Source organism: Pseudomonas sp. LAIL14HWK12:I1 (genome assembly GCF_003202095.1).
In the GTDB taxonomy this organism is placed as follows: domain Bacteria; phylum Pseudomonadota; class Gammaproteobacteria; order Pseudomonadales; family Pseudomonadaceae; genus Aquipseudomonas; species Aquipseudomonas monteilii.
In genome coordinates this window covers 341,525-366,097 of record NZ_QJKG01000003.1, presented here as the reverse complement: position 1 = coordinate 366,097, position 24,573 = coordinate 341,525, and the positions used below count along the sequence as shown (strand labels likewise).

Sequence of the window (24,573 nt, the reverse complement as noted above, 5' to 3'; positions counted from 1 at the left end):
CAAGGCCGGAACCCGAACCGCGGCGGATGATTATTGGGCTGGCTTCGGGGCTGGCGGCTCCATGGAGCGCTGCATGGGCATGTCTTTCATGTTGGATGGCGAACTCATCATGCCGGCCTGCTGATCCAACATTTTCATCATCATTTCCATCATCTTTGGGTCCATCATCTTCATGTGCATACCCATGCCCTTTCCGGCACAACCGTTTTGCATCATGCCCAGTCCATCCTTCATCGCCTGCATGCCGTCATGCATGGCCGCCTGGCGCTCCTCCGGGGTCTTGGCGGCAGCGATCCTGTCGTGAATGGCCTGCATCCTTTGTACCTGTTCGGCCATGACCTTTTCCTGGCCCTGGGCTGACGCCGACTGGCTTTGGGCGCCCGCCGGAGCCTGATCGGGGTGGTGTTCATCGACAGCCACGGCAAGAAGCGGGCTGCCGATCAGCAGTGCGGCGACAAGCGTTCTGGTAGTGATGTACATGGCGATCTCCAGATGTTTAAACGGGTGTGCATGCTCCTCCAGACTCATAGCGACATCCTTATGGGCTACTGCGGAGTCATGCACTGGGTAGAACAGCCATGACCTGCCGCACCCCCGAAGACCAGCACCAATAGCACCAGGGTAATGTGTAGCAACCTGCTTTGATGGTTTTAGAGCCAGATCATCTGCACAACCCGTGGCGAAACTAAGCTGGACACTAGCACTGGCAGCTTTGCCACACTTGATCAGGATCAAAAAGCCGAGTAGTGAACGTCCGGGCTCTGTATGAAACTCGTATAGATACGTGCTTGAGCAAGGCCCCGTCAGGCCGGAACTTAGCATTTGACGAAATGAGTCTGACGTAGACATTCTGGCCTGAGCAGCCTTCATGGCCAGCGCCCATGCCAAGTTCACCGGCGAGCTCGGTGTGTGCATGGCCACATCCGGCCCGGGCGGCATTAGGTGGGCACTACCAGCAGGAGCTGGACCTGCTGTCGATGTTCAAGGACGTTGCCGGTGCGTTCGTTCAGCAGGCATCGACCCCCGAGCAGGTGCGCCACCTGCTCGACCGTGCGGTGCGTACGGCCGTCGGCGAACGCCGCGTCACCGCTGTCATCCTGCCCAACGACCTGCAGGACTTCCCCTACAACGAACCGCCGAGGTGCTCAATGCCGGGCACAAGGTGGCGATACTGGTGGGTGCCGGCGCACTGCAGGCGACAGAGCAGGTCGTTGCAATTGCCGAAACACTCGGCGCCGGGGTGGCCAAAGCGCTACTGGGCAAGGCTGTGCTGCCGGACGACCTCCCATGGGTCACCGGGTCGATCGGCCTCCCCGGCACCGAACCCAGTTATCAGCTGATGAGCGACTGCGACACCTTGCTGATGATCGGCTCCGGCTTTCCCTATTCCGAGTTTTCGCCGAGGGAAGGCCAGGCGCGAGGCGTGCAGATCGACCTGCAACCCGACATGCTCAGCCTGCGCTACCCGATGGAGGTCAACCTGGTCGGCGACGCCAGCGAAACATTGCGCGCACTGTTGCCGTTGCTTGAGCACAAGACTGACCTGCGCTGGCGCGACAAGGTAGAAACCTGGCGCGCGCTGGTCAAGCAAGAAGTGATCGGCACCCCGGCGATCCGGCTGAACGTTTGATCTGCCGGCCCGGTCGCACAAAAGAGACGCAGCAAAGTGCGCGAACCCTGACCGTGAGGACCTACCATGACCGCGATCGCTTCAAACGGGGCTGCGGAGCACCCCATCTGTCTGACCCTTAATGGTCAGCCCCGAACACTGCAGGTGCATCCTTGGGTCACCTTGCTCGACCTGCTGCGTGAGCAATTGGACCTGATCGGCACCAAGAAAGGCTGCGACCATGGCCAATGCGGCGCCTGCACGGTGCTGCGCGATGGAAAGCGCGTCAATGCCTGCCTGACCTTGGCCATCATGTGCGACGGGGCCGACCTGGTGACCATCGAAGGGCTGGCCAGTGGCGACGACCTGCACCCCATGCAGCGCGCCTTCATCACCCACGATGCATTCCAGTGCGGTTACTGCACCCCAGGGCAGATCTGCTCTGCGGTCGGGCTGGTTCACGAGGGACGTGCCGACACCCGCGAGGCCATTCGCGAGCAGATGAGCGGCAATCTTTGCCGCTGCGGTGCCTACGGCAACATCGTCGCAGCCGTGGAAGAAGCCTTACCGTCGATGACGAATGGGGCCAAGGCACAACGAGGGCAGCACCCATGACGCCCTTCAGCTACCACAAGCCCGCCTCAGTCAGCGAAGCGGTGAACCTGGCTGACGCCTGCTCGCACTTCATCGCCGGGGGCACCAACCTGGTCGACCTGATGAAGGAAAACGTGGTTCGCCCCGCGCGCCTGATCGACATCTCCGGCCTTGGGCTGAACGGTATTCACGCCACCCCTGGCGGCGGCGTACTGATCGGTGCAAGGGTGAGCAATGCCGACCTGGCATGGCACCCGCTGATCGAGCGGCATTATCCACTGTTGTCAGACGCGGTCCTGGCGGGGGCATCGCCGCAGTTGAGGAACATGGCCAGCACCGGTGGCAACTTGCTACAACGTACCCGCTGCTACTACTTCTACGACACCGGCACCCCCTGCAACAAACGTGAACCTGGCAGCGGATGCCCTGCGCGTACAGGCATGAACCGCATCCATGCCATTCTCGGTGCCAGCGATGCCTGTGTCGCGACCCATCCCTCGGACATGTGCGTGGCATTGGCTGCGCTCGAAGCCGTGGTGCACGTACAGGGGCCGTCCGGTGAACGGCAGATACCCTTCGCGGATTTCCATCGCCTGCCCGCAGACACCCCCGAGCGCGACAATAACCTGGCATTCGATGAGCTCGTGACAGGCATCGAGCTGCCACCCCCGGTGCTCGAACACCATTACCGTTACCTGAAAATACGCGACCGCGCCTCCTACGCGTTCGCGCTGGTGTCAGTCGCTGCAGCCTTGACCTTCGATGGCGAAGTGATCCAGCAGGCGCGCCTGGCGCTGGGCGGCGTTGCCCACAAACCCTGGCGGGACCCGGTTGTGGAGCGCCTGCTGGCCGGCCAGGTGCCTTCAAAAGCGCTCTTCAACCGCGCCGCGCAAACGTTGCTGCAAGGTGCACAACCCCTGAGCCACAACGGTTTCAAGGTGACGCTCGCTCAGCGAGCAATCGTGCGGGCATTGGATGACGCGGCGCGCGGCGCCGCTAACGGGGGGGCACGACCATGATCACAAGCACACCCGTAGTCGGCACGCCCCTGGACCGCGTGGACGGTGTGGCGAAGGTCACCGGGCAGGCCCGCTATGCGGGCGAATACCCCGAGACGGGCCTGCTGCACGGCAGCGTCGTGTCCAGTACCATCGCGCGCGGTCGGGTTCTCGAAATCGACAGCTCGCTGGCCATGCGCGTGCCCGGGGTTATCGCCGTGCTCGACCATGGCCATCGTCCGCCTATCTCCAGTTATGACGACGACTACAGCGATGCCGACCCTGCCGAGGGCTCGCCGTTTCGGCCCTTGTTCAATGATCGAGTGCTCTACAGCGGGCAACCGTTGGCGCTGGTGATCGCCGAAACCCTCGAACTGGCCCGCTATGCAGGCTCGCTGATCAAAATCGACTATGCCCAGGAGGCTCACCAGACAGACCTGGGCGCATGCCATCAATCGCATGCGGCACCCGCCGAAACACCGGCGCCGCGTGGCGACTTCGCCGGGCAGTTTGCCGGGGCGCCTCTGCAGGTGGATGCCACCTACCTGACGGCCAACGAACACCACAACCCAATGGAGCCCCATGCCTCGACCGTGCACTACAAGGCCGACGGCACTCTGGAAATCCACGACAAGACCCAAGGTACGCAGAACTGCCAGGACTACCTGCACAAGGTGTTCGGCCTGCCCAAGGCAAACATTCGTGTGCGCGCGGCGTTCGTCGGCGGCGCCTTCGGCTCGGGCTTGCGCCCGCAGTACCAGTTGCCGCTGGCAGTGATGGCGGCGTTGCACCTGAAGCGCTCGGTGCGCGTCACCCTGACCCGCCAGCAGATGTTCACCTTTGGCTACCGGCCCCGCACCGAGCAACGCATGCGCCTGGGTGCAGACGCAAACGGGCGCTTGCTGGCGATCGCTCATGATGCGCTTGGCCAGACCTCCCGCTTCGAGGACTTCACCGAACACCTGGTCGAATGGAGCGGCATGCTTTACCAGTGCGATAACGTTGCGCTCAGTTACCGCCTGGCCTCGCTCGATGTGTACACCCCGCTGGACATGCGGGCACCTGGGGCCGCGTCCGGGATGATTGCGCTGGAGTGCGCCATGGATGAGCTCGCCTGTGCAGCCCGGGTTGACCCGCTTGACCTGCGCCGGCGTAATTTCACCGACAACAATGCCAACGAAGGCAAGCCCTACTCCAGCAAGGAATTGCTGGCGTGCTATCAGCACGGTGCCGAACGCTTTGGCTGGCATGGTCGCAATCCGCAACCGCGCAGCATGCGCAGTGGCAACCAGTTAGTCGGCTGGGGGATGGCTGGCGGCGTCTGGGAAGCCATGCAGATGAAGGCCAGTGCCAAGGCGCGCATCGATGCCCGGGGCCACCTTACCGTCAGCAGTGCCACCACCGATATCGGGACAGGCACCTATACCGTCATGACTCAGATCGCCGCCGACGCTGCCGGCGCGAGGGTGCAGGACGTCACCTTCATGCTGGGTGACTCCTCACTGCCCACCGCACCGCTTCAGGGCGGCTCGTTCACGGTGTCTTCGGTGGGCTCGGCCGTGCGCCAGGCCTGCCATGTTCTGCGCACCAAGGTGCTGGAACATGCGCGCAACATGTACCCCCAAGTGGCCAGCACACCCCGGCAGCAGTTCGTTTTCGCCGATGGCTATTTGCACGCGGGCAGTCATCGCCTGGCCATGGCAGACATCGTCGCCAGCGCCCCCGAAGGTGCGTTCGAAGTGCAGATCAACGCAGAGCCCGGCGCCAGGCGCCAACCGTTCTCCACCGCCACCCATTCGGCGGTATTCGTGGAAGTCCACGTCGACGAGGACCTTGGCACGATCAAGGTAGCCCGAGTGGTCAGCGCTGTAGCGGCAGGCCGTGTGATAAACCCCAAAACCGCACGCAGCCAGATCCTGGGGGGCGTGGTCTGGGGGGTGGGCATGGCCCTGCACGAAGCAGCGTTGACCGACCACCGGTTGGGCCGCATCGTCAATCACAACCTGGCGGAGTACCACATCCCGGTCAATGCAGACTGCGGGGATATCGAAGTGATCTTCGTTGAAGAGCACGATGACATTGTCAACGAACTGGGGTCCAAGGGCGTGGGCGAAATCGGCGTCGTCGGGGTGGCCGCTGCGGTGGCCAACGCGGTCTACCATGCCACAGGCAAACGGGTGAGGGAATTCCCGATCACGCTCGACAAAGTGATGTGATACGGCTTGGGATGATCAGGCGCAGCGTTTCAGGAGGGTCTTGATCGGGCGCCTTACTCGGCGCTTCGCCACATCCCTGGCCTTGATCCAACGGCAAGCCTCGATCTCGTTTCGAGGGCGTGGCTTATCGTCGGCCTTTCGGGCTTCGAACAGATAATGGATGACCTTGTCCTCCCGGAACATCGTGAGGTAACGAAGCTCGTCGAACGCGAGGCCAGTTTCCTCGGCCATCTCCCGCATAGCCGCCTCAAGCGGCGTTTCGTCTCGCTCGACACGGCCACCCGGCAGGTTCCACTTGGCCTTGCGCTTGCGAACGAACAAAACCTCACCATCCTTGCGGTAGATGATGGTGGCGCGCAGCTTGATGCCTTTGCGTTTCGCTGTTGCAGTGTCCATTGCCTTCATGCGCTGCCCTTGAAGTTGGCCGGTCTGGATCCGGCAGGGTCCTTGCCGAGCGTAAATCGCCCGTGTGTCCGTTAGATGACCGACATAACGGTGGCAATGTTCAAGTTAAATCCCGATAAACGCCTGCGTGGCGCCGGTTCGGGACAACCCGGGCCGGACTTCTCTAGCGGTTCTGTCGTCCCGCGTTGTTTTCGGGTACGCAGCAAACCAGTACCGCCTGACGTGTTGGTCTGAACTTTACTGTCCGCCGTGGCTTCCCCTGCATACCGATAACGGAAATACGCGGCTGCAGGAGCTGACTTTCATGAGAGCACTGACTTACCACGGAGCAAACGACGTCAGGGTCGACAACGTTCCTGATCCCATCATCGAGCAAGACGACGACATCATCCTCAGGGTCACCGCCACAGCCATTTGCGGCTCCGACCTACACCTCTACCGAGGCAAAATTCCTGAAACCGAAGCTGGCGATATCTTCGGCCATGAATTCATGGGCATCGTAGAGGACACTGGAAATGCAGTCACCAATCTCCAGGTCGGCGACCGCGTAGTGATTCCTTTCGTAATCGCTTGCGGCAGTTGCTTCTTCTGCCAGCACGACCTGTTTGCTGCCTGCGAAACCACCAACACGGGGCGGGGCGCGATCATCAACAAGAAGCGCATTCCCCCGGGCGCAGCGCTGTTCGGATACAGCCATCTCTATGGCGGTATCCCAGGCGGCCAAGCGGACTACGTCAGGGTGCCCAAGGGCAACATTGGCCCGTTCAAAGTGCCCACCGAGCTGGCCGATGACAAGGTACTGTTTCTCTCTGACATCCTGCCGACCGCTTGGCAGGCCGTCATCAATGCCGAAATAGGCCAAGGGTCGTCGGTGGCGATCTACGGCGCCGGGCCGGTGGGTTTGCTGAGCGCCGCCTGTGCGCGAATGCTCGGCGCTCAGACCATCTTCATGGTCGATGACAACGATTACCGCTTGGTCTACGCCCGCGAAGCTTACGGGGTCATACCGATCAATTTCGAGCAGGACGACGATCCAGCCGACAGCATCATCCGGCAGACGCCAGGCATGCGCGGAGTCGATGCGGTGATCGACGCGGTCGGTTTCGAGGCCAAGGGCAGCACTGCCGAAACGGTAATGACGGCCCTGAAGATTGAAGGCAGCAGTGGCAAAGCATTGCGCCAGAGCATTGCTGCCGTGCGGCGTGGCGGCGTCGTGAGTGTGCCCGGTGTGTACGCGGGCTTCATTCACGGGTTCATGTTCGGCGACGCGTTCGACAAGGGCCTTACCTTCAAGATGGGCCAGACCCATGTTCAGAAATACCTACCTGAACTGCTGGAACACATCGAAGCAGGACGTCTACAACCGGAATTGATCGTCACTCACCGCCTGGCCCTCGAAGAAGCAGCCATGGGCTACAAGATGTTCGATCAGAAGCAGGAAAACTGCCGCAAGGTCATCCTCGTGCCAGGCGCTGCACCCGGCACTCAGGGCCCACTTCCGACGAATACAGCAAAGGCTGACAGTTCTGAGCGCCACTTACAGGGGTTTTCAACATGATCGATCAAGCGACAGGCATGAAATCAGGCGAACGCTATCGCGTGGAAAACGTGGAGCGCGCTCATCAGTTTCCAGGCTTCTTCCAGGACGGGAAGTATTATCTCGGCCCTGAGCTTCTCACCGCCGTGGGCTGGCTTGAAGGTACCCGCTTCATCTACGACAGCCTGGATGCCGCAGGTGAACCCGTTTTTCCAAACCGGGAGGCAGGCACGGTCGAAGGGCTGACGTTGACTCTGGTCGATGGCACCACGCTTGAGCTATCACGGATCGAGGCCAGTGACACCATTGTCCCAGTTGCCCCCGGTGCATCGGGTACGGAACGAGAAGTGCCTGATAGTGGCGCTTGGATAAATCGCAGTCCCAAAGCCAAAGAATCATCGGGGGCCCTCTTTGAGCCTTCGAATGGCAGGAGGGGTATCGACGGAGGCTGGAGGAAGCCAAAAAACATAACGCCACTGCTGATCGGCGCAGCGGCGCTGGGAATCCTTGTGGGTTTCACACTCACACATTCACGACGCAGGGATAGCTAGAGGAGGTCTGCGTACCGAGGAATGAGCGTGGTCTCATTGCGAGGTCACGTTCGCTTCTTCGGCGAGCGCGCCTGAGGGGGATGCCAGCCATCTTAAGCATTGAACCGTTTCTTTCTGCGTGTACTCCACCACGAGCAGGTTCTTGATTTAATCCGTGACGAGGAACGCCATGAACGCTATCGACTTACTGATCCAGGACCACAAGCTCGTGAAGAAGCTGCTCGAAGAGCTGTCGACCACTACCGAGCGCGCAGTGAAGAAACGGGCCGAGTTACTCCACAGGATCGAGCAAGAGTTGCAGATCCACACCGCGCTCGAGGAAGAAATACTCTACCCGGCCATCAAGCAAGCGGGTGGCAAGGAAGAAGCGAAGATGTACTACGAGGCCAAGGAAGAACACCGCACTGTCGACGCCCTCGTCTTACCCGACCTCCTGCATACCGACACAGGTACCGTCGAATTCGCGGGGCGGGTCAAGGTCATGAAAGAGTTGCTGGAGCATCACATCGAGGAAGAGGAAGGCGAGCTCTTCCCTACCGCGAAGAAGCTGCTCAGCAAGGACACCCTCGAGGAGCTTGGGCAAACCATGGAAATGCAGAAAAAGATGCTCAAGAGCGAGCAGCAAGCAGCTTAGTCAAGCGATTACCTGCCAGCGCTCAGGCCGCTGGCAGGTAATCAGCTTCACATACCCCACCATCAGTCGGAAGGTGTCATGGATTATTGGATTGGGTTACTTGAATGGCCTGCGATGTTGATGACCGTGCTGGCAGCGTGGTGCATCGGTTCGCGCCGTCCGGGGCGGAGGAAGGCAGGTTTCTGCTGCTTTATTGCAAGCAACGTATTGTGGGCCGTGTGGGGCTGGCAAGCAGAAGCGTGGGCATTGATCATCCTTCAATTCTGTCTCTGCGCCATGAATCTGCGAGGGTGGCGAAAAAATACACAACTGGAAGCGACGGCGTGACCACACTTATGCTATGGGCAGGGATAAGCGGAAGGTCGTGCCCCTCTAGCATTGCTTTCGACGCCCGCTCAACTGGATCCAGACCGGCGCATGATCACTGGCCTTGGCTTCGTTGCGCACCCAGGCATCCACGCCCGCCCGCTTCAAGTAAGGGCTGAGACTGGGGTTGAGCAGCAGATGATCAATGCGCAGCCCGGCATTGCGCGCCCAATGATTGCGAAAATAGTCCCAGAATGTGTAGATGCGCTGCTCGGGATACAGGTGACGCACAGCATCGACCCAGCCCTGCGCCAGCAATTGTTCGAAACACGCCCGCGATTCAGGTTGCAGCAGCGCGTCCTTGAGCCATGAGCGCGGGTTATAGATGTCCAGATCGGTGGGCACCACATTGAAATCGCCCGCCAACACCGCAGGATGGTGGCTGCCCTGCAGTGTTTGGGCATGCTTGATCAGGCACTGGAACCAGCGCAGTTTGTAATCGAACTTGGGGCCGGGTTGCGGGTTGCCATTGGGCAGGTAAAGGCAGCTCACCAGTACACCGTGCACCGCAGCTTCCAGATAGCGGCTCTGCTCATCGTCCTGCATGCCGGGCAGCCCGCGCCGTACCTCCAGCGGCTCACTATCGCGCGCCAGGATCGCCACGCCATTCCAGGAGGGTTGCCCCTGATACAGGCAGCCATAACCTGCCGCTTCGATGGCTTGGCGAGGAAATTGCTGATCGGCCGCCTTTAGTTCCTGCAAACACGCAATGTCCGGCTGCTCCCGCTCCAGCCAGGCCAACAGCGCGGGCAGGCGGCTGCGGATGCCATTGATATTGAAGGTGGCGATCTTCAGCGCTTTCATGCGTCAGGGTCACTCACGTGAGCCTGCACGGCATCTTCCAGTGCCCGAATATGTGCCTCGTCGGCCAGTGCCTTCAGCGCCAACCAGTCATCCCAGTCAATGGCACCATCGTCCCGCAGCGCCTCGGCGGTGCGAACCAGTTCATGGTAGTAGGCGTCCGGCGATTCGCGCCGGTAGCTGATGTCGTCGTACTGCGCGTACCAGGCTTCAAGTTCAGGAATGCTGCGTTCGATGCTCATGACGGCCGCCTCGTTCTATCTCTGCTAGTGAGAGCTCAAGCCCCGCGCAATGTTCAACTGCAACGGTCAGCCGGTCAGCCTCCCTACCGCTGAAGCAGTGCATTGGAACTTCGCACCCCTTCCGAGACGTCCCACATTCACACATGACGAAAACGGAGATTGAACGATGACTGCAAAACTGAGTGGCAAGCGCGTAGCCTTTCTGGTCACCGATGGCTTCGAGCAAGTGGAGTTGACCGGACCTCGTGAAGCCTTGCAGGAAACTGGGGCCGTGATCGATATACTGAGTGACAAGGAAGGCACTGTCCGCGGCTGGAACCATGACAAGCCGGCCGACGAGTTTGCGGTGGACGCGACGTTCGACAGCGCCCACCTCGACCTCTACGATGCCATCGTGCTACCGGGTGGGGTACAGAATTCCGACACCATCCGGCTGATACCGGGCGCCCAGAAACTGGTCAAAAGCCACAACTCGGCCAGCAAGCCGCTGGCGGTAATCTGCCACGGCGCCTGGCTGCTGGTATCGAGTGGACTGGCCAAGGGCAAACGGATGACCAGTTACAAGACGTTGCAGGATGACATTCGCAATGCAGGTGGCCACTGGGTAGATGAAGAGGTAGTGGTGGACGGCAACCTGATCACCAGCCGCAAGCCGGATGATATCCCCGCCTTCAGCGAGCAACTGATCAAAGCCCTTGCTGGCTAGCTGCCTGACCCGTGAACTGGCAAACACCTGGTTTGCCAGTTCAACAAACCAGCGCCGTTTGCGCCGGCATGGCAGGCATGTCGAGCTGTGGAAGACGCGCCGGGCAACAGATGGATGCGTGCGGCAGGCCTTCGTCCACGGTAGTCAGGCTTACGCTTTCTTTTCCACGTCTCTGGGTGGTTTCGCGGGGCCTTGGGGGTCCACTTGAGGGTCGTCCAGATCCGGAGAGTCCGGGTCGAAACCCAAGTCCTGATCAGTTGTTGCATGATCGGAAGAATGGGGGCCTTTCTGCTGCTGATCGTCGGGTTTGTTCATCAACTGGTCTCCGAAGTGTGAGTTTTTCACCGTCATGGTCTTGCCCCTTTCTGAACAACGCCATGGCGTGTGCTTGAACGCGTCAATGAGAGTCCTCCCAGTCTGGCCCCGCTTCGTCGTGCTCCCCCAGTTGCTGGTATCGCTTTCGAAGCGCATGGAGTTCAGCTGGCCCCATGTCTTCAAGGTCGAGCAACGCCTTGTGCGCCCGTTGGGTAGTGCGCAACAGTTCGTCAAGTTTGATGTGCAATTCGTCGCTCTCACGGTTTTGGGTGTTCTGGATCAGGAACACCATCAGGAACGTGATGATCGTGGTCGACGTATTGATGACCAACTGCCACGTGTCGTTGAAATGAAACAAGGGCCCGCTTACACCCCAGGCAATGATCAGCATCAAGGCAATAATGAAGGTCAACGGCCGCCCGCTATGTTTGGCTAGCCATTGTGCAAACCGATCAAACTTCATGGCTGAGCCTCCTTCATGGTGTACCTCAGTGAAACCCACGCACCCGGTGGAGGATTGCAATACCGGTAAAGTTCCCTTTTTGCATGGCCATCCACTCGTCAATCCCACTGAACAATCCGGTCCCGGTACCTGTCGCTACTGTTACGTACAGGAGCGCAGGGACTTATGGTGAGCGAGATTCGCATCGGAATTTCCGGTTGGCGCTATGGCCCATGGCGCAAGGACTTCTACCCCGAGGGGCTGCGCCAGGACGACGAGCTGGCGTTTGCCTCGCGGGCAGTCAACAGCATCGAAATCAACGGTTCGTTCTACGCACTGCAAACGCCCGAGCGCTATGGCAAGTGGCGTGACGAGACACCGGAGGGGTTCGTATTCTCGGTCAAGGCGCCGCGCTACATCACCCACGTACGCAGGCTCCGCGAAATCGACGAGGCGCTTGCCAACTTCTTCGCATCGGGCCCCTTGCTGCTGGGTGACAAGCTGGGCCCCTTCCTGTGGCAGTTTCCCCCGAACCTGAAATTCGACGCGCAGCGCTTCAGCGACTTTCTGGCCAAGCTGCCACGCGACCGCAAAGCCGCCCGCAGCCTTGCGCGACACGCCGCCGAACGCCTGCAAGGCAACGGCGGCACTGCCGTGCCGGGTAATGCGCGCCTTCGCCACGCCGTGGAAATCCGCCACCCCAGCTTCCTCTGCGACACCTTCATCAACCTGCTACGCAGGCACAAGGTTGCCCTGGTGGTCGCCGACAGCGCGGGCAAATGGCCCTATGTCGAAGAGCTCACGGCCGATTTCGTGTACCTGCGCCTGCATGGCGATGTCGAACTGTACAGCAGCGGCTACACGGCCAGGGCGCTGCGCCGCTGGCGCCTGCGCATCCAGGCCTGGGCGGCGGGCAGCCAGCCTGAGGATGCTCAGCGTGTGGTGCGCCGCGCCCCGGCAAAACGCACTTCCCGGGATGTCTACTGCTACTTCGACAACGACCAGAAAGTCCACGCCCCCTACGATGCCCGCCGCCTGCTGGACAAGCTAGGCCTTGACGGCGAGCTGGTGACCGAACCAGGCGTCGAGCCGCAGGAGCCGCTATGAACCCGACACTGCCCGCCCCCCGCTGCATCATCGACAAGGTGACCGCCGTACATCACCTGACGGTACTGACCCTCAATGTGCACAAAGGCTTCACCCTGTTCAACCGCCGCTTCATTTTGCCGGAGCTGCGCGAGGCGGTACGCTCGACCGGCGCCGACCTGGTGTTTCTTCAGGAGGTGCATGGCAGTCATCAACACCATGCCGAGCGCCATCCCAAGTGGCCACAGACACCTCAGTACGAATTCCTCGCCGACAGCATGTGGCCGCAATTCGCCTATGGCCGCAATGCGGTCTACCCCCATGGCGACCATGGCAACGCCCTGCTGTCCAAGTTCCCCATCCGTGCCCATGACAACCTGGATGTTTCGGTCCATGGCAACGAAGAACGGGGCCTGCTGCATTGCCAGCTGGAAGTGCCGGGCCATGAACAGGTGCACACAGTCTGCGTACACCTGGGCCTGCGTGAAGCGCATCGTCAGCGTCAGGTCGGCCTGCTCCTGGCATTGCTGGACAGCCTGCCGCCGGATGAGCCGGTCATCGTCGCCGGCGACTTCAACGACTGGCGCCTGAAAGCAGATGCGAGGCTGTCGGGCCACCTGGCGGAGGCTTTCGGCAAACCGGCACGCAGCTTTCCCGCGCGCTTGCCAATGCTGCGGCTGGACCGCATCTACCTGCGTAACGCACAAGCTTGCGAAGCACGGGTGTTGTCCAGATACCCGTGGTCCCACCTCTCCGATCATGCCCCGCTGGTGGCGCAGGTGACACTATGAAGCTGCCTTGGTGCGACGGCAACCGCGTCGAGTTGCTGATAAACGGCGAGCAGTATTACCCCCGCGTATTCGAGGCCATGGCCCAGGCACGCGAGGAAATCCTCCTGGAAACCTTCATCATCTACGATGACAAAGTCGGCCAACCCTTGCGCCACGCCCTGATCGATGCCGCGCGGCGCGGGGTGCGGGTCGAGGTGGCGGTGGACGGCTACGGCACCGCCGACCTGCCTGACGATTTCATCTCGTCGATGACCGAGGCCGGGGTGCGTTTCCATTCGTTCGATCCGCAACCACGGCTGGTAGGCATGCGCACCAACCTGTTTCGCCGCTTGCACCGCAAGATCCTGGTGATCGACGGGCAACGCGCCTTCATCGGCGGCATCAATTACAGTGCCGACCACCTGGGTGACTTCGGCCCACAGGCCAAGCAGGACTATGCCGTGGAGGTCGTCGGCCCGGTGGTGGCCCAGGTGCATGCTTCTTCCTGCCGCATGCTCGCACCGGTGCTGGATGCCTCCAGCAGGGTTCAGGCGGGCGGCATCGCTTCAGGCCCGGCCAGCGCCGTGCTGGTGGAGCGCGACAACCAGCGCCATCGCAACGATATCGAAGCCTGCTACCTGCAGGCTTTCCGTGAAGCAAGGCATCGTATCGTCGTAGCCAACGCCTACTTCTTCCCGGGCTACCGCTTGCTGCGCGAACTGCGCAACGCCGCCAGGCGCGGGGTCGAGGTGACGCTGATCCTCCAGGGGCAACCGGACATGCGCTGGGTGCGTGCGCTCTCGCGGCTGCTCTACAACTACCTGTTGCGCGACGACGTGCGCATCCATGAGTACTGCCAGCGGCCGCTTCATGGCAAGGTTGCGTTGGTGGACAACGACTGGACCACCGTGGGCTCAAGCAACCTCGACCCACTGAGTCTGTCGTTCAACCTTGAGGCCAACCTGCTGATTCAAGACCCCGCGTTCAACGAACAACTGTACCAGCACTTGACCGAACTGAGCCGGGAGCACTGCAAGACCGTGACACTGGAGCGCATGGTGCGCGGCTACTGGTGGCGTGCCCCGCTGATCTTTCTGGGCTTCCACATCACGCGCTATTTCCCGCGGATCGCCGGCTGGTTTCCGGCACACCGGCAGCGCCTGCAGTCGCTGCAAGCCGACGGCGAGGCCCCCGCCGACTACCACGGGGGCAAGACCTGATGGCCACTTCACGCTGGAAGACCTGGGGCAAACGCTTGCTGACCGTGCTGTTCCTGGTATTGATACCCGCGCTGCTGTTCACCCTGGCGCGTAACCTGGACTGGAACGAAGTCCGCCAGTCGCTGCTGGCGTACCGGCCCTCGACCCTGGCCTTGGGGTTACTGCTGGCCCTTTGCAGCTACCTGGTATTCGCCAGTTACGACCTGCTCGCCCGCGCCTACACCGGCCACCGCCTGCCGGCCCGGCAGGTGCTGCCGGTAGCGTTCGTCTGCTATGCATTCAACCTTAACTTCACCACCTGGGTCGGTGGCGTTGCCCTGCGTTATCGCCTGTACAGCCGGCTGGGCCTGGATACCCCAACCATCACCCGCATCCTCACCTTGGGGCTGTTGACCAACTGGATGGGCTACCTGCTGCTGGCCGGCACGGTATTCGCCCTGGGCTTTGTCAAACTGCCGGAAAGCTGGGCGGTGGGTGCCAGCGGCCTGCGCCTGATCGGCGTATTGATGGTGGCGGTAGCGTTGGCTTACCTGTGCGCCTGTGCCTTCGCCACTCGGCGCACCTGGGCGCTGCGCGGGCACGAAGTCACCCTGCCGAGCCTGCGTATGGCGCTCTGCCAAGTGGCACTGGGCGCTAGCAACTGGGCGCTGATGGCAGCGCTGATTGACCTGCTGTTGCCGCCCGAGCTGTTCTATCCCTCGGTGCTGGGTGTGTTGCTGATCAGTTGCGTCGCCGGGGTGGTCGCTCACATTCCCGCCGGGCTCGGCGTACTGGAAGCCGTATTCCTGGCGCTGCTCCATGGCCAACTAGGGCAAGGCACCCTGGTTGCCGCACTGCTCGGCTATCGGACGTTGTACTACCTGATCCCGCTGCTATTGGCGGTGGTGACCTACCTGATCCTCGAAAAGCGTGCCAAGGCCTTGCGCAGGCAGGCCGGGGCAGCCCTCGACAAGCGCTGACTGGCCCTGGTGCCCGGGAGGTATATCATGCGATTCGCTCTGTATATGGCAATGCTGGGCACCCTTGGCAGCGGGCAGGTGTTGGCCGAAGGTTGCGACGTGGTCACCCGCTCATCCAGCGAGGCGGTCAAACCGTTGCAGCAACACACCTGTTACAGCTACAGCAACACGCCCGCTGAGGCGATTGCCTGGTCGTGCAGCAACGAAAGCAAGCAGATGTTGAACAGCGAGAAGCGTCGGGTGGAGCGTTGCCCCGACGGCAGCGTTGGCAGCTGTATCGCGCCACTGACGCAGGAGACACTGGCCAACCCCGATGCCGCTGGGCGGGATGAACCTGCCACCCGCCCTGCACTACCCAAGGATGCGCGGATCATCACTTACTACTACGACACCCCTAGCCTGGGCCAGGCACGCAGCGATTGCGAGCGCAACAACGGTGTCTGGCAGACCCATTGAGGGCGTAACCCAAACCAGATGCGTGACGGGTGAGGTTCCACATGATCTAAATGACGTCCTGTCGCTCTCCCGTCTCACATCTGTAAGCCACTGGGCCTCATGGCGAAATCGGATCGCTCGCCGGGAATGTTTCATCCAATGCATTATCGACATTGGACTCTTTCGACTCAGCCAACTCACCACACTTGCAGTCGCTCATACGACAGGGCTCGCCGTTACGATGGCCCGTCGCACAGGCTTCGCAGCAGTAGGCCTTGCCATCCTGGACCACAGCATTGGCATCCACGGTGCAAGAACAATGGGTGCAGGAACAGCGTTGCTCGTTCATCTCGGCTCTCTCCCTTCGTCATCGGGTACCACGTCATCGGTCCACGGCTCGCCGTCCAGCGGCGCCGAGCGGGCCAGTTCGGCCTCGTCCAGGCCGAAACCGCCACCGATCTCGTGGGCCTCCACCTGGCGCAAGGCCTTGTCCGCCGGGCCGCCACTGCCAGGCTCATCCGGATCGCGGGCACCGGTCTCATCGAACAACGTATCCGGGCTCAGGTCATCGAGGGTGACATTGTCCTCGTGCAGGCTGTCGCTCAACGCCTCGCCGCCGGTCATGCCGCTTTCGGCGACACGCCGGGGCGGGTAATCCTCGGCAAGCTCCCGCGCCGGACGCTCGTCGCCGACACGCCCCTGGCGCTCATCACGGCGCTCGCTGAAATCCAGCTCGTGGACGCTGCCCATGCGGTCCTCGATGTCGTCGATCTCAATGGGCGGTCTTGGGTCATTGGGTGTGGACATGAACGGTCTCCGTTAGTGGGCTTCACTCGGTCGACCCTCCCCAGCGGCAAATGATTCAGAGTTTCTGCCAGCCCCGTCCCGCGTTTTTTTTGAACTCCTCGCTGCGCCGCCACCTCCCAATCCTGAGACCCGCAAACCCTTCCGGAGCCCGTCATGGCCAAGCCCCTGCAGGAGTACCAGCGCAAGCGCGACTTCAATGCCACGCCCGAGCCGGCTGGCAAACGCGCCCGCCCCCGCTCGGCCCATGCGCTGCAGTACTGCATCCAGAAGCACGATGCCAGCCACCTGCATTACGATTTTCGCCTGGAGCTCGACGGCACCCTCAAGAGCTGGGCCATCCCCAAGGGCCCCTCGCTGGATCCCAAGGTCCGGCGCCTGGCAGTGCATGTGGAGGATCATCCGCTGGACTACGCCAACTTCGAAGGCCGCATCCCTGAAGGCCACTACGGCGCCGGCGATGTGATCGTCTGGGACCGGGGTGTCTGGGAGCCCGAGGGCGATCCACGCGAAGCCTATGCAAAGGGCAAGCTGCGCTTTCGCCTGCAGGGCGAGAAGCTGTCGGGGGTCTGGAACCTGTTCCGCACTCACCTGGCAGGCAAGAAAGAGCAGTGGATGCTGGTCAAGTCCCATGACGGGCAGGCGCGCAGTGAAACGGACTACAGGATTGTCGAGGCCCTGCCGGACAGCGTGCTGAGCGAACGTACCCTGCCCCCGCGCAGCCCGGGCAAGGCGACCACCGTCAGGCACAAGCGGAAAACCGACCCCAAAGCCCTGCCGGATGCGCTCCAGCCGCAACTGGCCACGTTGGTCGCTTCCCCGCCAAGCGGCGATTGGCGCTACGAAGTCAAGTTCGACGGCTACCGCATCCTGGCGCGTATCGACGGTGACGATATACGCCTGTTTACCCGTAATGGCCACGACTGGAGTGCGAAGATGCCCCGGCAGGTCGAGGCGCTCAAGGCCCTGGGGCTCGACTCGGCATGGCTGGACGGCGAGATGGTAGTGGTCGACGACAACGGCGTGGCCGACTTCCAGACCTTGCAGAATGCCTTCGACACCGAGCATGACGAGCGCATCACCTACTACCTGTTCGACCTGCCCTGGCTGGGCGGTGAGGACCTGCGAGCACTGCCGCTGCAACAGCGCCGTGCAACCCTCGCCCGGTTGCTGGAAGGCCATGCGTCGCAGGTAATCAGGTATTCCGCCGATTTTAAGGAGCCCGTCGCGTCATTGCTCGACAGCGCCTGCCGGCTGGAACTCGAAGGTTTGATCGGTAAACGTGCCGACAGCCCCTACGTTGGCCGGCGCAGTAGCGACTGGGTCAAGCTCAAGTGCAAGCAGCGTCAGGAATTCGTGATCGTCGGCTACACCGACCCCAAAGGCAGCCGCAACGGCTTCGGCGCCCTGCTGCTCGCCCTTCACGACCACGGCAGCGGCCCGTTGCGCTATGCCGGCAAGGTCGGCACCGGTTTCAGCGCGGCCACCCTGGATAGCATTCACGCCCGCCTCAAGCCGTTGCAGACAGACAAATCGCCTTTGCCCAAACCACCCACCGGTGCCGAAGCCCGCGGCGTGCATTGGCTCAAGCCACAGCTACTGGCAGAAGTCGCCTATGCCCAGATGACCCGCGAAGGCATCGTTCGCCACTCGGTGTTCCACGGCCTGCGTGACGACAAACCTGCCACCGCCATCGACCTGGAGCGAGCAATGCCCACCAAGCGCGCAGTACAGACAGAACCCGAGAACCTGGGCACCCTGCGCCTGACCCACCCCGACCGCGTGGTAGACGCAACCACGGGTGCCACCAAGCGCGAGGTCGCCCAGTACTACGCTCAGGTCGCCGACTGGCTGCTGCCACAGCTCAAGGACCGGCCTGTAGCCCTTGTGCGGGCACCGGATGGTCTGGACGGCGAGCTGTTCTTCCAGAAAAACGCCGGCCAGCTGAATATTCCCAACGTGCTCAGCTACAACAAGGCCCAGGCCGGCCAGGCAGCCATGGTGCTCAACCGCGCCGACAGCCTGATGGGCGCGGTGCAGATGAACACGCTTGAACTGCACACCTGGAATGCCACCACCAAGGATTTCGATAAACCCGACCGCTTTGTCCTCGACCTGGACCCTGACCCGGCGCTGCCCTGGAAAGCCATGCTCGAGGCCACCCAGCTGACCCTTACCCTGCTCGACGAACTAGGCCTGAAGGTATTTCTGAAGACCAGCGGCGGCAAGGGCATGCACCTCGTCGTACCGTTGACCCGACGCGCTGGCTGGGACGAGGTGAAAGACTTCAGCCATGCCTTGGTCAACCACATGGCCGGGCTGTTCCCTGACCGTCTCAGCGCCGTGTCCGGGCCGAAGAACCGGGTCGGGCGGATCTTCATCGACTACCTGCGTAACGGCAAGGGTGCCACCACCGCCGCCGCCTACTCGCTGCGGGCCCGCGAGGGCCTGCCGGTGTCGGTACCGATCTGGCGTGAGGAACTGAACCAGCTCAAGGGTGCCAACCAGTGGAACATCGGCAACCTTCACACGCGGCTCTCACAGGTCGAAGACCCATGGGCCGAAATGGGCAAGACCCGCCAGTCGATCACGTTGCGTATGCGCAAGCAGTTGGGTATTGCATGATGGAACTGACCCACTTCGATTCGTTGTTACACCGCTTTGCTCACCGTTCGCAGGCTATCGAACGCGACGCTTCGCCAATAGAACTGATGCAGGCCCTGCAGGCCGAACGGCTCGACGTGCTCCCGTTACCCGGCCAGGGTTGCACGCTCGAACGCTGGCGCGCCCTGGCGCGGGTCGCCAGTTGCGATCTAAGCTTGGCCAAACTTTATGAAGGCCATACCGACGCCCTGGCAATCCTCGCCGAATGCGGTGCCGCCCAGCATGCCTCCGACGGCATTTGGGGCGTGTGGGCCGCCGAGCCGCCGGATGCCCGGGCATACATCGTCGAGCGGGACGGTGAACGCGTACGCCTGCAAGGCCGCAAGGCTTGGTGTTCGGGCGCGTTGCAGATCGACCGTGCCCTGCTGACTGCCTGGGAAGACGACCAGCCTCAGTTGGTGGCCATCGAATTGCCCCATCCCAGCCAGCGCATCCTGACCGAGCATTGGCAGGCCGTAGGCATGGCCGCCACCAGCAGCGTTGTGATCGAATTCGACGGCTCGCCAGGGCTGGCCATCGGTTCGCCAGGCCAGTACCTATCACGTCCTGGCTTCTGGCAAGGCGGCGCGGGTATCGCCGCTTGCTGGTATGGCGCCGCCGAGGCCCTGGCCGGCTACCTTCGCGAACAGTGCCGCAAACCCCGGCGCGACCCGCATGCCGATGCGCATCTGGGCGCAGTCGATGCAGCCTTGTACGGTGCCCGCGCAGCCTTGCACGAATGCGCCACGTGGATCGACCTCCACCCTCAGAACGACGCCAGCTTCCAGGTGCGGCGCACCCGCGCCCAGGTCGAGCAGGCGGTCGAGCAGGTCATTCAGCATGCCGGCCGGGCGCTCGGTGCCACGCCGTTCTGTTGCAGCAGCCATTTCGCCCGGCTCAGTGCCGACCTGCCGGTATACATACGCCAGAGCCACGCCGAACGCGACCTGGCCGAGTTGGGCCGGCAACTGACCGGCATGCCGGCGGGAGCATGGCAACTATGAGCAAGAACTTGATACGGGCTGCGCAAGGCACACCATGGAGCGCCTGGCAGCATTCTGCTCAGTTGGCCCGCGCCAGCTGGACGCTGCCCGAGCAGTTGTGCCCACCTGGAAGGCGCCTGGTACTGCTGGCTCCGCACCCGGACGACGAAATCCTCATGGCCGGCGGGCTGCTGGCCAGCTTCAAGGGACGAGAACAGGACGTGCTGCTTGTTTCTGCCACCAATGGCGAGGGCAGCCACCCGCATTCCTCACAATGGCCAGAGCGCCGCCTGCGCCATCAGCGCCCACTGGAAAGCCGTCATGCCCTGCAATTGCTTGGGTTGGATCTCACCCGCCTCGACTGGCGACGACTCAACCTCAAGGATGGCGCGCTGCCCCACGATGAAGCCTTCCTGGTCAACCACCTGAACCAGTTGCTCAAACCTGGCGACCTGCTGCTGACCACTTGGCGCGGCGACGGCCATTGCGACCACGAAGCAGCAGGTCGCGCCTGTGCCCAGGCGGCCCAGGCCAGGCGTGTACAACTCGCAGAGGCCCCGGTCTGGGCCTGGCACTGGGCAAGCCCCGATGACCCGCGCCTGCCCTGGCCCCGGGCTCACCGCCTGCAGCTGTGCGATGAGCATCTGGCGCTCAAGCGCCAAGCCCTTGCCGCCCATGCCAGCCAGTTGCAGCCCGATGGTGATCGCCCCCCGGTTGTGCCAGAACAGCTGCAGGCTTGTCTGTTGCAACCATTCGAGCTGATCTTTCTGTCAACGGAGGCAACATGAGCCTGGACGCACAGTACTTCGCCGACTTGTACGCCGGCAGCGATGACCCCTGGGCCTTTCGTACCCGTTGGTACGAGCGGCGCAAGCACGAGCTGACCCTGGCCAGCCTGCCGCGCCAATGCTATGAGCGCGTATTCGAGCCGGCCTGCGCCAACGGCGAGCTGAGCATCCTGCTGGCCGAACGCTGCGCCAGCCTGTCGTGCCAGGACATCGACGCGACAGCCGTGGCCCTGGCCCGTCAGCGGCTTGCAGGTGTGAGCCACGCCCATGTCGAACAGGGCCACCTGCCGAGCGACTGGCCGGGCGGTCAGTTTGACCTGATCGTGCTCAGTGAGATCGGCTACTACCTGGACCCCACCGACTGGTTGCAGGTGATCGAGCAGTCGGTGGCCAGCCTGGCGTATGACGGTGGTTTGCTGGCCTGCCACTGGCGCCATCCCATCGCCGGTTGCCCGCAGGATGGCCGCGAGGTGCATGCCCTGCTCGCCCGGCATCTGCCACTTTATCCACTGCTGCGCCACGAGGAGGCAGACTTCCTGCTCGAATATTGGTCGTGTCAGCCCAGCGTGGTGGACCTTGACGAGACCTGCCCATGATCGCCGTCATCATCCCCGCCCACAACGAAGCCCGTCGCCTCGGGCACTGCCTGGCCGCTGTCAAGCTGGCTGGGGCGCAAGCCAAAGCGGCGGGCTTGGCAGTGGAGGTCCTGGTGGTGCTCGACCGCTGTGTCGACGCCAGCGCGCGCATCGCCCGCCGCCATGGCGTGCATACCCTGGAACTGGAGGCCGGCAACGTCGGCATCGCCCGGCGCCTGGGCGCAGCGTGGATGATCGAGCGCGGCGCCCAGTGGCTGGCCTTCACCGACGCCGACAGTCGCGTGCCCAGGCATTGGCTGGTGTCACAGCTGCAATGGCACGCGGACGCGGTGTGCGGCACGGTGCACATCGAACGCTGGCAGCCGTGGCAGAACGCAGCGTTACGCCAGTTGTATCGCAGCCATTATCAGGCCCGTGAAGGGCATCGGCATATCCATGGCGCCAACCTCGGCGTATGCGCCAAGGCCTACGAGCGTGTGGGCGGCTTCCAGCCGTTGCCGGCGCATGAAGATGTGCAACTGGTCCTGGCCCTTGAAGCCAGCGGCGCACAGATCGTCTGGACCGCGGCGCACAGCGTGGCCACCAGCAGCCGGGTGGACAGCCGCGCGCGGCAGGGCTTCGGGGATTATCTCTCCGGGCTGGAGGGGCAGCTACCGTAGCTCAAGAGGCCTTGCGTGGCCGCTTGGCCACCGGTTTCTTTGTCTTGGTCTTGCCACCGAGGCTGCGTTTGAGCAGTTCGGTGAGGTCGATGATGTCGGCGCCCTTCTCCGCCGCCGCGCCTTCGCCTTTGTCCACGGTCTCGATCTTGCCTTTGCTGGCCTTCTCCTCCACCAAATCGAGGATGGTCTGGCGAAACGCATCATGGTACTCATCGGGCGTCCATTGCCCGCTCATGTCCTCCACCAGGCGCCGCGCCATCTCCAGCTCACGCTTGTCGACCTTGCTCTCGGTCACGCTCTTGTCCAGTTCCAGCGTCTCCAGCCCGCGCACCTCTTCCGGCCAGCGCAGAGTGATCAATACCAGTGCATCTTCCAGCGGACGCAGCAGGGCCAGGTGCTGGCGGGTGTGCAACACCACGGTGGCCAAGGCCACCTTGCCGGTGCTGTGCAGGGTCTCGCGCAGCAAGGCATAGACCTTGCCGCCACGACGGTCGGGGCTCAGGTAGTAGGGGGTGTCAAACTGTTGCAGCGGAATGTCGCCGGCATCGACGAACGAGAAGATGTCGATGGTCTGGGTCGCCTCGGGCCTGGCCTTGCGGATTTCTTCCTCGCTGATCACCACGTAGCGGCCCTTTTCGTACTCCACCCCTTTGACGATGTGCTCCTTGTCGATGTCCTTGCCGGTCACCTTGTTCACCCGCTTGTAGCCAACCGGCTCCATGCTGCGCTTGTCCAGCCAGTCGAAGTCCACACGCTCGCTGCGCACGGCAGTATTCAGCGAGACGGGGATGTGCACCAAGCCGAAGCTGATCGCGCCTTTCCAGATTGACCGGGCCATGGTCCGCTCCTACACATTTAAAGGTTGACCGGGCTGGCTGTAGCGCAACGCGCCGCAGCGTTCGCAACACTGGCAGTGAAGCCCGGCGACTTCACACACCACCAGGCTGCGCCATTGGCAGCCCCGCAGCAGACAGACGAGTTTCATCCGCCACCTCCCTGACCCTCTTGAGTATCCGGGCCCCTTTCTGAAACTGACTGCGCAGCGCCGCGAAGGTTTATCCGGATTTCCAAGTCAGGCCATCAGGGCAGCGGCTCGCCACCGGCCCTACCGATAGTCGCGCATCACCTGCCCGGTTACTGCGCGCATCGCCTGGCGGTTATCCAGGCCCTGTTCACGGGCCAGCGCGAAGGCTTGGCGCTGGCGATCGGCGCTGCTGCCCTCGCGCAGGATGTGCCGGGCCTGAATGAATGAACGCTCGGCATCGGCGGTGTCAGCCGGGCACTGCTGCTGCAACTGCATCAGCCAGCCCTCGGCGCTGACCGGCTGTTGCTCGTGGACACCGATGAAGGTGGCCAGGCGGCCCTGACGCAGGGCGCGCCAGTAGTTCTCCTGGGTGACCCAGCGCATCTCGCGGCTGGCGGGGTCATCGTGGCGGGCCAGCGCCTGCTCGACCAGGTGGCGAAACAGGCCGGCGACGGCCAGCGCATCTTCCAGCCGCGGGCAGCCATCGCAGATACGCAGCTCGACCGTCGGAAACCGCCGCGAGGGCCTGATCGCCCACCAGAAGTCACCGTCCTCGGCCAGGCTACCGGTCCGTTGCAGCAATGCCCGGTAGCGCTGGTACGCGCTCCAGTCCGGCAAAGGCTCTGGCAGGCCCATGTGCGGCCATTCCCCGCACACTGCGCGGCGGTAGCTCATGTAGCCTGTATCCTCACCGCCCCAATACGCAGACGAGGTACTGAGCGCCAACAACAAGGGCAGCCAGTACAGCACCCGATTGATCACTCGTATCCGATCAATGCCCACCGGTACGCCGACGTGCACGTGCAGACCATTCAACAGGCTGCGCCGGGCCACCAGCTGGTAATCGTCGAACAACTGGCGATAGTGCGCAGTGCCACGGGGACGCTGGCGCAGCCACCGGGCGCTGGGGTGGCTCGCCGCGCCGTACAGGCCGGCGCCCTCCTCGGCCAGCGCCTGGGCCAGGCGCTGACGCCGCTCGCCAAAGAAATCACGCGCCTGATGCAGTGCGTCGAATATGGGCGAAGCGGCCTCTATCTGGCTGTGGAACATTTCCTCGGCGAACCACGGGCCCAGTGCATCCCGACAACAGCGGGCCACGGCGGCTGACGGAGCAGCCATGACCTGCCCGGTGGCCAGCTTCACCAGCAGGTATTCTTCCTCGATGCCAAACGTACATTGCCGCGCCACGA

Annotated in this window: 28 protein-coding genes and 2 pseudogenes; 19 read left to right on the top strand and 11 right to left on the bottom strand. The window is 62.5% G+C overall.

What is annotated here, in order from left to right; translation table 11 throughout:
• Window positions 1-30: 30 nt before the first annotated feature.
• Window positions 31-528, bottom strand: coding sequence for a hypothetical protein (locus D906_RS11055; RefSeq protein WP_016714200.1), 498 nt, complete (start codon window positions 526-528; stop codon window positions 31-33).
• Window positions 529-859: 331 nt separating this feature from the next.
• Here D906_RS11055 and D906_RS11050 point away from each other — a divergent pair.
• The 4 genes and pseudogenes from D906_RS11050 to D906_RS11035 form a co-directional block, all read left to right on the top strand.
• Window positions 860-1,579, top strand: a pseudogene (locus D906_RS11050) (thiamine pyrophosphate-requiring protein); the annotation flags it as partial.
• A 117-nt stretch (window positions 1,580-1,696) separates the two neighbouring features.
• The gene (locus D906_RS11045; protein ID WP_025753083.1) at window positions 1,697-2,224 is read left to right on the top strand and encodes a (2Fe-2S)-binding protein; all 528 of its coding nucleotides are present in this window, start codon (window positions 1,697-1,699) and stop codon (window positions 2,222-2,224) included.
• Complete coding sequence (locus tag D906_RS11040; protein WP_027615181.1) at window positions 2,221-3,222, top strand: xanthine dehydrogenase family protein subunit M; 1,002 nt, start codon at window positions 2,221-2,223, stop codon at window positions 3,220-3,222. The genes D906_RS11045 and D906_RS11040 overlap by 4 nt, the downstream gene beginning before the upstream one ends.
• A complete protein-coding gene (locus D906_RS11035; protein WP_019098242.1) occupies window positions 3,219-5,417 on the top strand; it encodes a xanthine dehydrogenase family protein molybdopterin-binding subunit in 2,199 nt (732 codons plus the stop codon). Before D906_RS11040 ends, D906_RS11035 begins: the two co-directional genes overlap by 4 nt.
• A 15-nt stretch (window positions 5,418-5,432) precedes the next feature.
• Here the strand turns inward: D906_RS11035 and D906_RS11030 are convergent, their stop codons facing one another.
• Window positions 5,433-5,822, bottom strand: coding sequence for an NUDIX domain-containing protein (locus D906_RS11030; protein WP_050545243.1), 390 nt, complete (start codon window positions 5,820-5,822; stop codon window positions 5,433-5,435).
• A gap of 304 nt (window positions 5,823-6,126) precedes the next feature.
• Here D906_RS11030 and D906_RS11025 point away from each other — a divergent pair, with 304 nt between their 5' ends.
• The 4 genes and pseudogenes from D906_RS11025 (at window position 6,127) to D906_RS11010 (ending at window position 8,871) form a co-directional block, all read left to right on the top strand.
• Window positions 6,127-7,380 carry a zinc-dependent alcohol dehydrogenase gene (locus D906_RS11025; RefSeq protein ID WP_016714206.1) on the top strand — a complete coding sequence of 418 codons (1,254 nt, stop codon included), beginning with the start codon at window positions 6,127-6,129 and terminating at the stop codon, window positions 7,378-7,380.
• Window positions 7,377-7,724, top strand: a pseudogene (locus tag D906_RS11020) (short-chain dehydrogenase); the annotation flags it as partial. The gene D906_RS11025 and the pseudogene D906_RS11020, both read left to right, overlap by 4 nt.
• Before the next feature lie 355 nt (window positions 7,725-8,079).
• Window positions 8,080-8,544, top strand: coding sequence for a hemerythrin domain-containing protein (locus tag D906_RS11015; RefSeq protein WP_019098240.1), 465 nt, complete (start codon window positions 8,080-8,082; stop codon window positions 8,542-8,544).
• Between the two features lie 78 nt (window positions 8,545-8,622).
• Window positions 8,623-8,871 (top strand): hypothetical protein, encoded by a 249-nt coding sequence (locus tag D906_RS11010; protein WP_080578119.1) that lies wholly within the window; start codon window positions 8,623-8,625, stop codon window positions 8,869-8,871.
• A gap of 45 nt (window positions 8,872-8,916) precedes the next feature.
• Here D906_RS11010 and xth read toward each other — a convergent pair whose 3' ends face one another.
• Together xth and D906_RS11000 are read right to left on the bottom strand one after the other, a co-directional pair.
• Window positions 8,917-9,714 (bottom strand): exodeoxyribonuclease III, encoded by a 798-nt coding sequence (xth, locus tag D906_RS11005; protein WP_016714209.1) that lies wholly within the window; start codon window positions 9,712-9,714, stop codon window positions 8,917-8,919.
• A complete protein-coding gene (locus D906_RS11000) occupies window positions 9,711-9,953 on the bottom strand; it encodes a hypothetical protein (protein ID WP_016714210.1) in 243 nt (80 codons plus the stop codon). Before D906_RS11000 ends, xth begins: the two co-directional genes overlap by 4 nt.
• 166 nt (window positions 9,954-10,119) lie before the next feature.
• On the opposite strand from D906_RS11000, the gene D906_RS10995 reads away from it, so the two are divergent.
• The gene (locus D906_RS10995) at window positions 10,120-10,659 is read left to right on the top strand and encodes a type 1 glutamine amidotransferase domain-containing protein (protein ID WP_019098239.1); all 540 of its coding nucleotides are present in this window, start codon (window positions 10,120-10,122) and stop codon (window positions 10,657-10,659) included.
• Window positions 10,660-10,809: 150 nt separating this feature from the next.
• On the opposite strand, the gene D906_RS10990 is transcribed toward D906_RS10995, so the two are convergent.
• Both D906_RS10990 and D906_RS10985 read right to left on the bottom strand, forming a co-directional pair.
• On the bottom strand, window positions 10,810-10,974 hold the full coding sequence (locus tag D906_RS10990; protein WP_219857509.1) for a DUF6021 family protein: 165 nt from the start codon (window positions 10,972-10,974) through the stop codon (window positions 10,810-10,812).
• Window positions 10,975-11,056: 82 nt separating this feature from the next.
• Entirely contained in the window at window positions 11,057-11,437 is a 381-nt protein-coding gene (locus D906_RS10985) for a low affinity iron permease family protein (protein WP_016714213.1), read from the bottom strand.
• Between the two features lie 165 nt (window positions 11,438-11,602).
• On the opposite strand from D906_RS10985, the gene D906_RS10980 reads away from it, so the two are divergent.
• Genes D906_RS10980 through D906_RS10960 form a run of 5 tightly spaced genes read left to right on the top strand, consistent with a single transcriptional unit; the run spans window position 11,603 to window position 15,907 of the window.
• Complete coding sequence (locus tag D906_RS10980; protein WP_033694580.1) at window positions 11,603-12,523, top strand: DUF72 domain-containing protein; 921 nt, start codon at window positions 11,603-11,605, stop codon at window positions 12,521-12,523.
• Window positions 12,520-13,293: an endonuclease/exonuclease/phosphatase family protein gene (locus tag D906_RS10975; RefSeq protein WP_019098235.1), complete on the top strand. Its 774-nt coding sequence runs from the start codon at window positions 12,520-12,522 to the stop codon at window positions 13,291-13,293. The genes D906_RS10980 and D906_RS10975 overlap by 4 nt, the downstream gene beginning before the upstream one ends.
• Window positions 13,290-14,492, top strand: coding sequence for a cardiolipin synthase ClsB (gene clsB, locus D906_RS10970; protein ID WP_019098234.1), 1,203 nt, complete (start codon window positions 13,290-13,292; stop codon window positions 14,490-14,492). Before D906_RS10975 ends, clsB begins: the two co-directional genes overlap by 4 nt.
• Window positions 14,492-15,451, top strand: a complete 960-nt coding sequence (locus D906_RS10965) for a lysylphosphatidylglycerol synthase domain-containing protein (protein ID WP_016714217.1) — start codon at window positions 14,492-14,494, stop codon at window positions 15,449-15,451. The genes clsB and D906_RS10965 overlap by 1 nt, the downstream gene beginning before the upstream one ends.
• A gap of 27 nt (window positions 15,452-15,478) precedes the next feature.
• Window positions 15,479-15,907, top strand: coding sequence for a hypothetical protein (locus tag D906_RS10960; protein WP_027615179.1), 429 nt, complete (start codon window positions 15,479-15,481; stop codon window positions 15,905-15,907).
• A gap of 97 nt (window positions 15,908-16,004) precedes the next feature.
• Here D906_RS10960 and D906_RS10955 read toward each other — a convergent pair whose 3' ends face one another.
• The gene (locus D906_RS10955; protein WP_019098231.1) at window positions 16,005-16,235 is read right to left on the bottom strand and encodes a metallothionein; all 231 of its coding nucleotides are present in this window, start codon (window positions 16,233-16,235) and stop codon (window positions 16,005-16,007) included.
• Window positions 16,232-16,693: a hypothetical protein gene (locus tag D906_RS10950; RefSeq protein WP_016714220.1), complete on the bottom strand. Its 462-nt coding sequence runs from the start codon at window positions 16,691-16,693 to the stop codon at window positions 16,232-16,234. The genes D906_RS10955 and D906_RS10950 overlap by 4 nt, the downstream gene beginning before the upstream one ends.
• A 153-nt stretch (window positions 16,694-16,846) precedes the next feature.
• Here D906_RS10950 and ligD point away from each other — a divergent pair, with 153 nt between their 5' ends.
• The 5 genes from ligD to D906_RS10925 are packed head-to-tail and all read left to right on the top strand — an operon-like array spanning window position 16,847 to window position 22,359.
• Window positions 16,847-19,315 carry a DNA ligase D gene (ligD, locus tag D906_RS10945; protein ID WP_027615178.1) on the top strand — a complete coding sequence of 823 codons (2,469 nt, stop codon included), beginning with the start codon at window positions 16,847-16,849 and terminating at the stop codon, window positions 19,313-19,315.
• The gene (locus D906_RS10940) at window positions 19,312-20,337 is read left to right on the top strand and encodes an acyl-CoA dehydrogenase (protein WP_097156166.1); all 1,026 of its coding nucleotides are present in this window, start codon (window positions 19,312-19,314) and stop codon (window positions 20,335-20,337) included. Before ligD ends, D906_RS10940 begins: the two co-directional genes overlap by 4 nt.
• On the top strand, window positions 20,334-21,104 hold the full coding sequence (locus D906_RS10935) for a PIG-L deacetylase family protein (RefSeq protein ID WP_027608999.1): 771 nt from the start codon (window positions 20,334-20,336) through the stop codon (window positions 21,102-21,104). The genes D906_RS10940 and D906_RS10935 overlap by 4 nt, the downstream gene beginning before the upstream one ends.
• Window positions 21,101-21,700 (top strand): bifunctional 2-polyprenyl-6-hydroxyphenol methylase/3-demethylubiquinol 3-O-methyltransferase UbiG, encoded by a 600-nt coding sequence (locus D906_RS10930; RefSeq protein ID WP_027615177.1) that lies wholly within the window; start codon window positions 21,101-21,103, stop codon window positions 21,698-21,700. Before D906_RS10935 ends, D906_RS10930 begins: the two co-directional genes overlap by 4 nt.
• Window positions 21,697-22,359, top strand: coding sequence for a glycosyltransferase family 2 protein (locus D906_RS10925; RefSeq protein WP_027615176.1), 663 nt, complete (start codon window positions 21,697-21,699; stop codon window positions 22,357-22,359). Before D906_RS10930 ends, D906_RS10925 begins: the two co-directional genes overlap by 4 nt.
• A 1-nt stretch (window position 22,360) precedes the next feature.
• On the opposite strand, the gene D906_RS10920 is transcribed toward D906_RS10925, so the two are convergent.
• The 3 genes from D906_RS10920 to D906_RS10915 all read right to left on the bottom strand — a co-directional run bounded on the left by D906_RS10920 (window position 22,361) and on the right by D906_RS10915 (window position 24,571).
• A complete protein-coding gene (locus tag D906_RS10920; RefSeq protein WP_019098224.1) occupies window positions 22,361-23,197 on the bottom strand; it encodes a Ku protein in 837 nt (278 codons plus the stop codon).
• 9 nt (window positions 23,198-23,206) lie between these two features.
• Window positions 23,207-23,344 (bottom strand): PSPA7_2676 family Cys-rich small protein, encoded by a 138-nt coding sequence (locus D906_RS26940; protein ID WP_280516791.1) that lies wholly within the window; start codon window positions 23,342-23,344, stop codon window positions 23,207-23,209.
• Window positions 23,345-23,464: 120 nt separating this feature from the next.
• Window positions 23,465-24,571, bottom strand: coding sequence for a carboxylate-amine ligase (locus D906_RS10915; protein ID WP_025753114.1), 1,107 nt, complete (start codon window positions 24,569-24,571; stop codon window positions 23,465-23,467).
• Window positions 24,572-24,573: the final 2 nt, after the last annotated feature.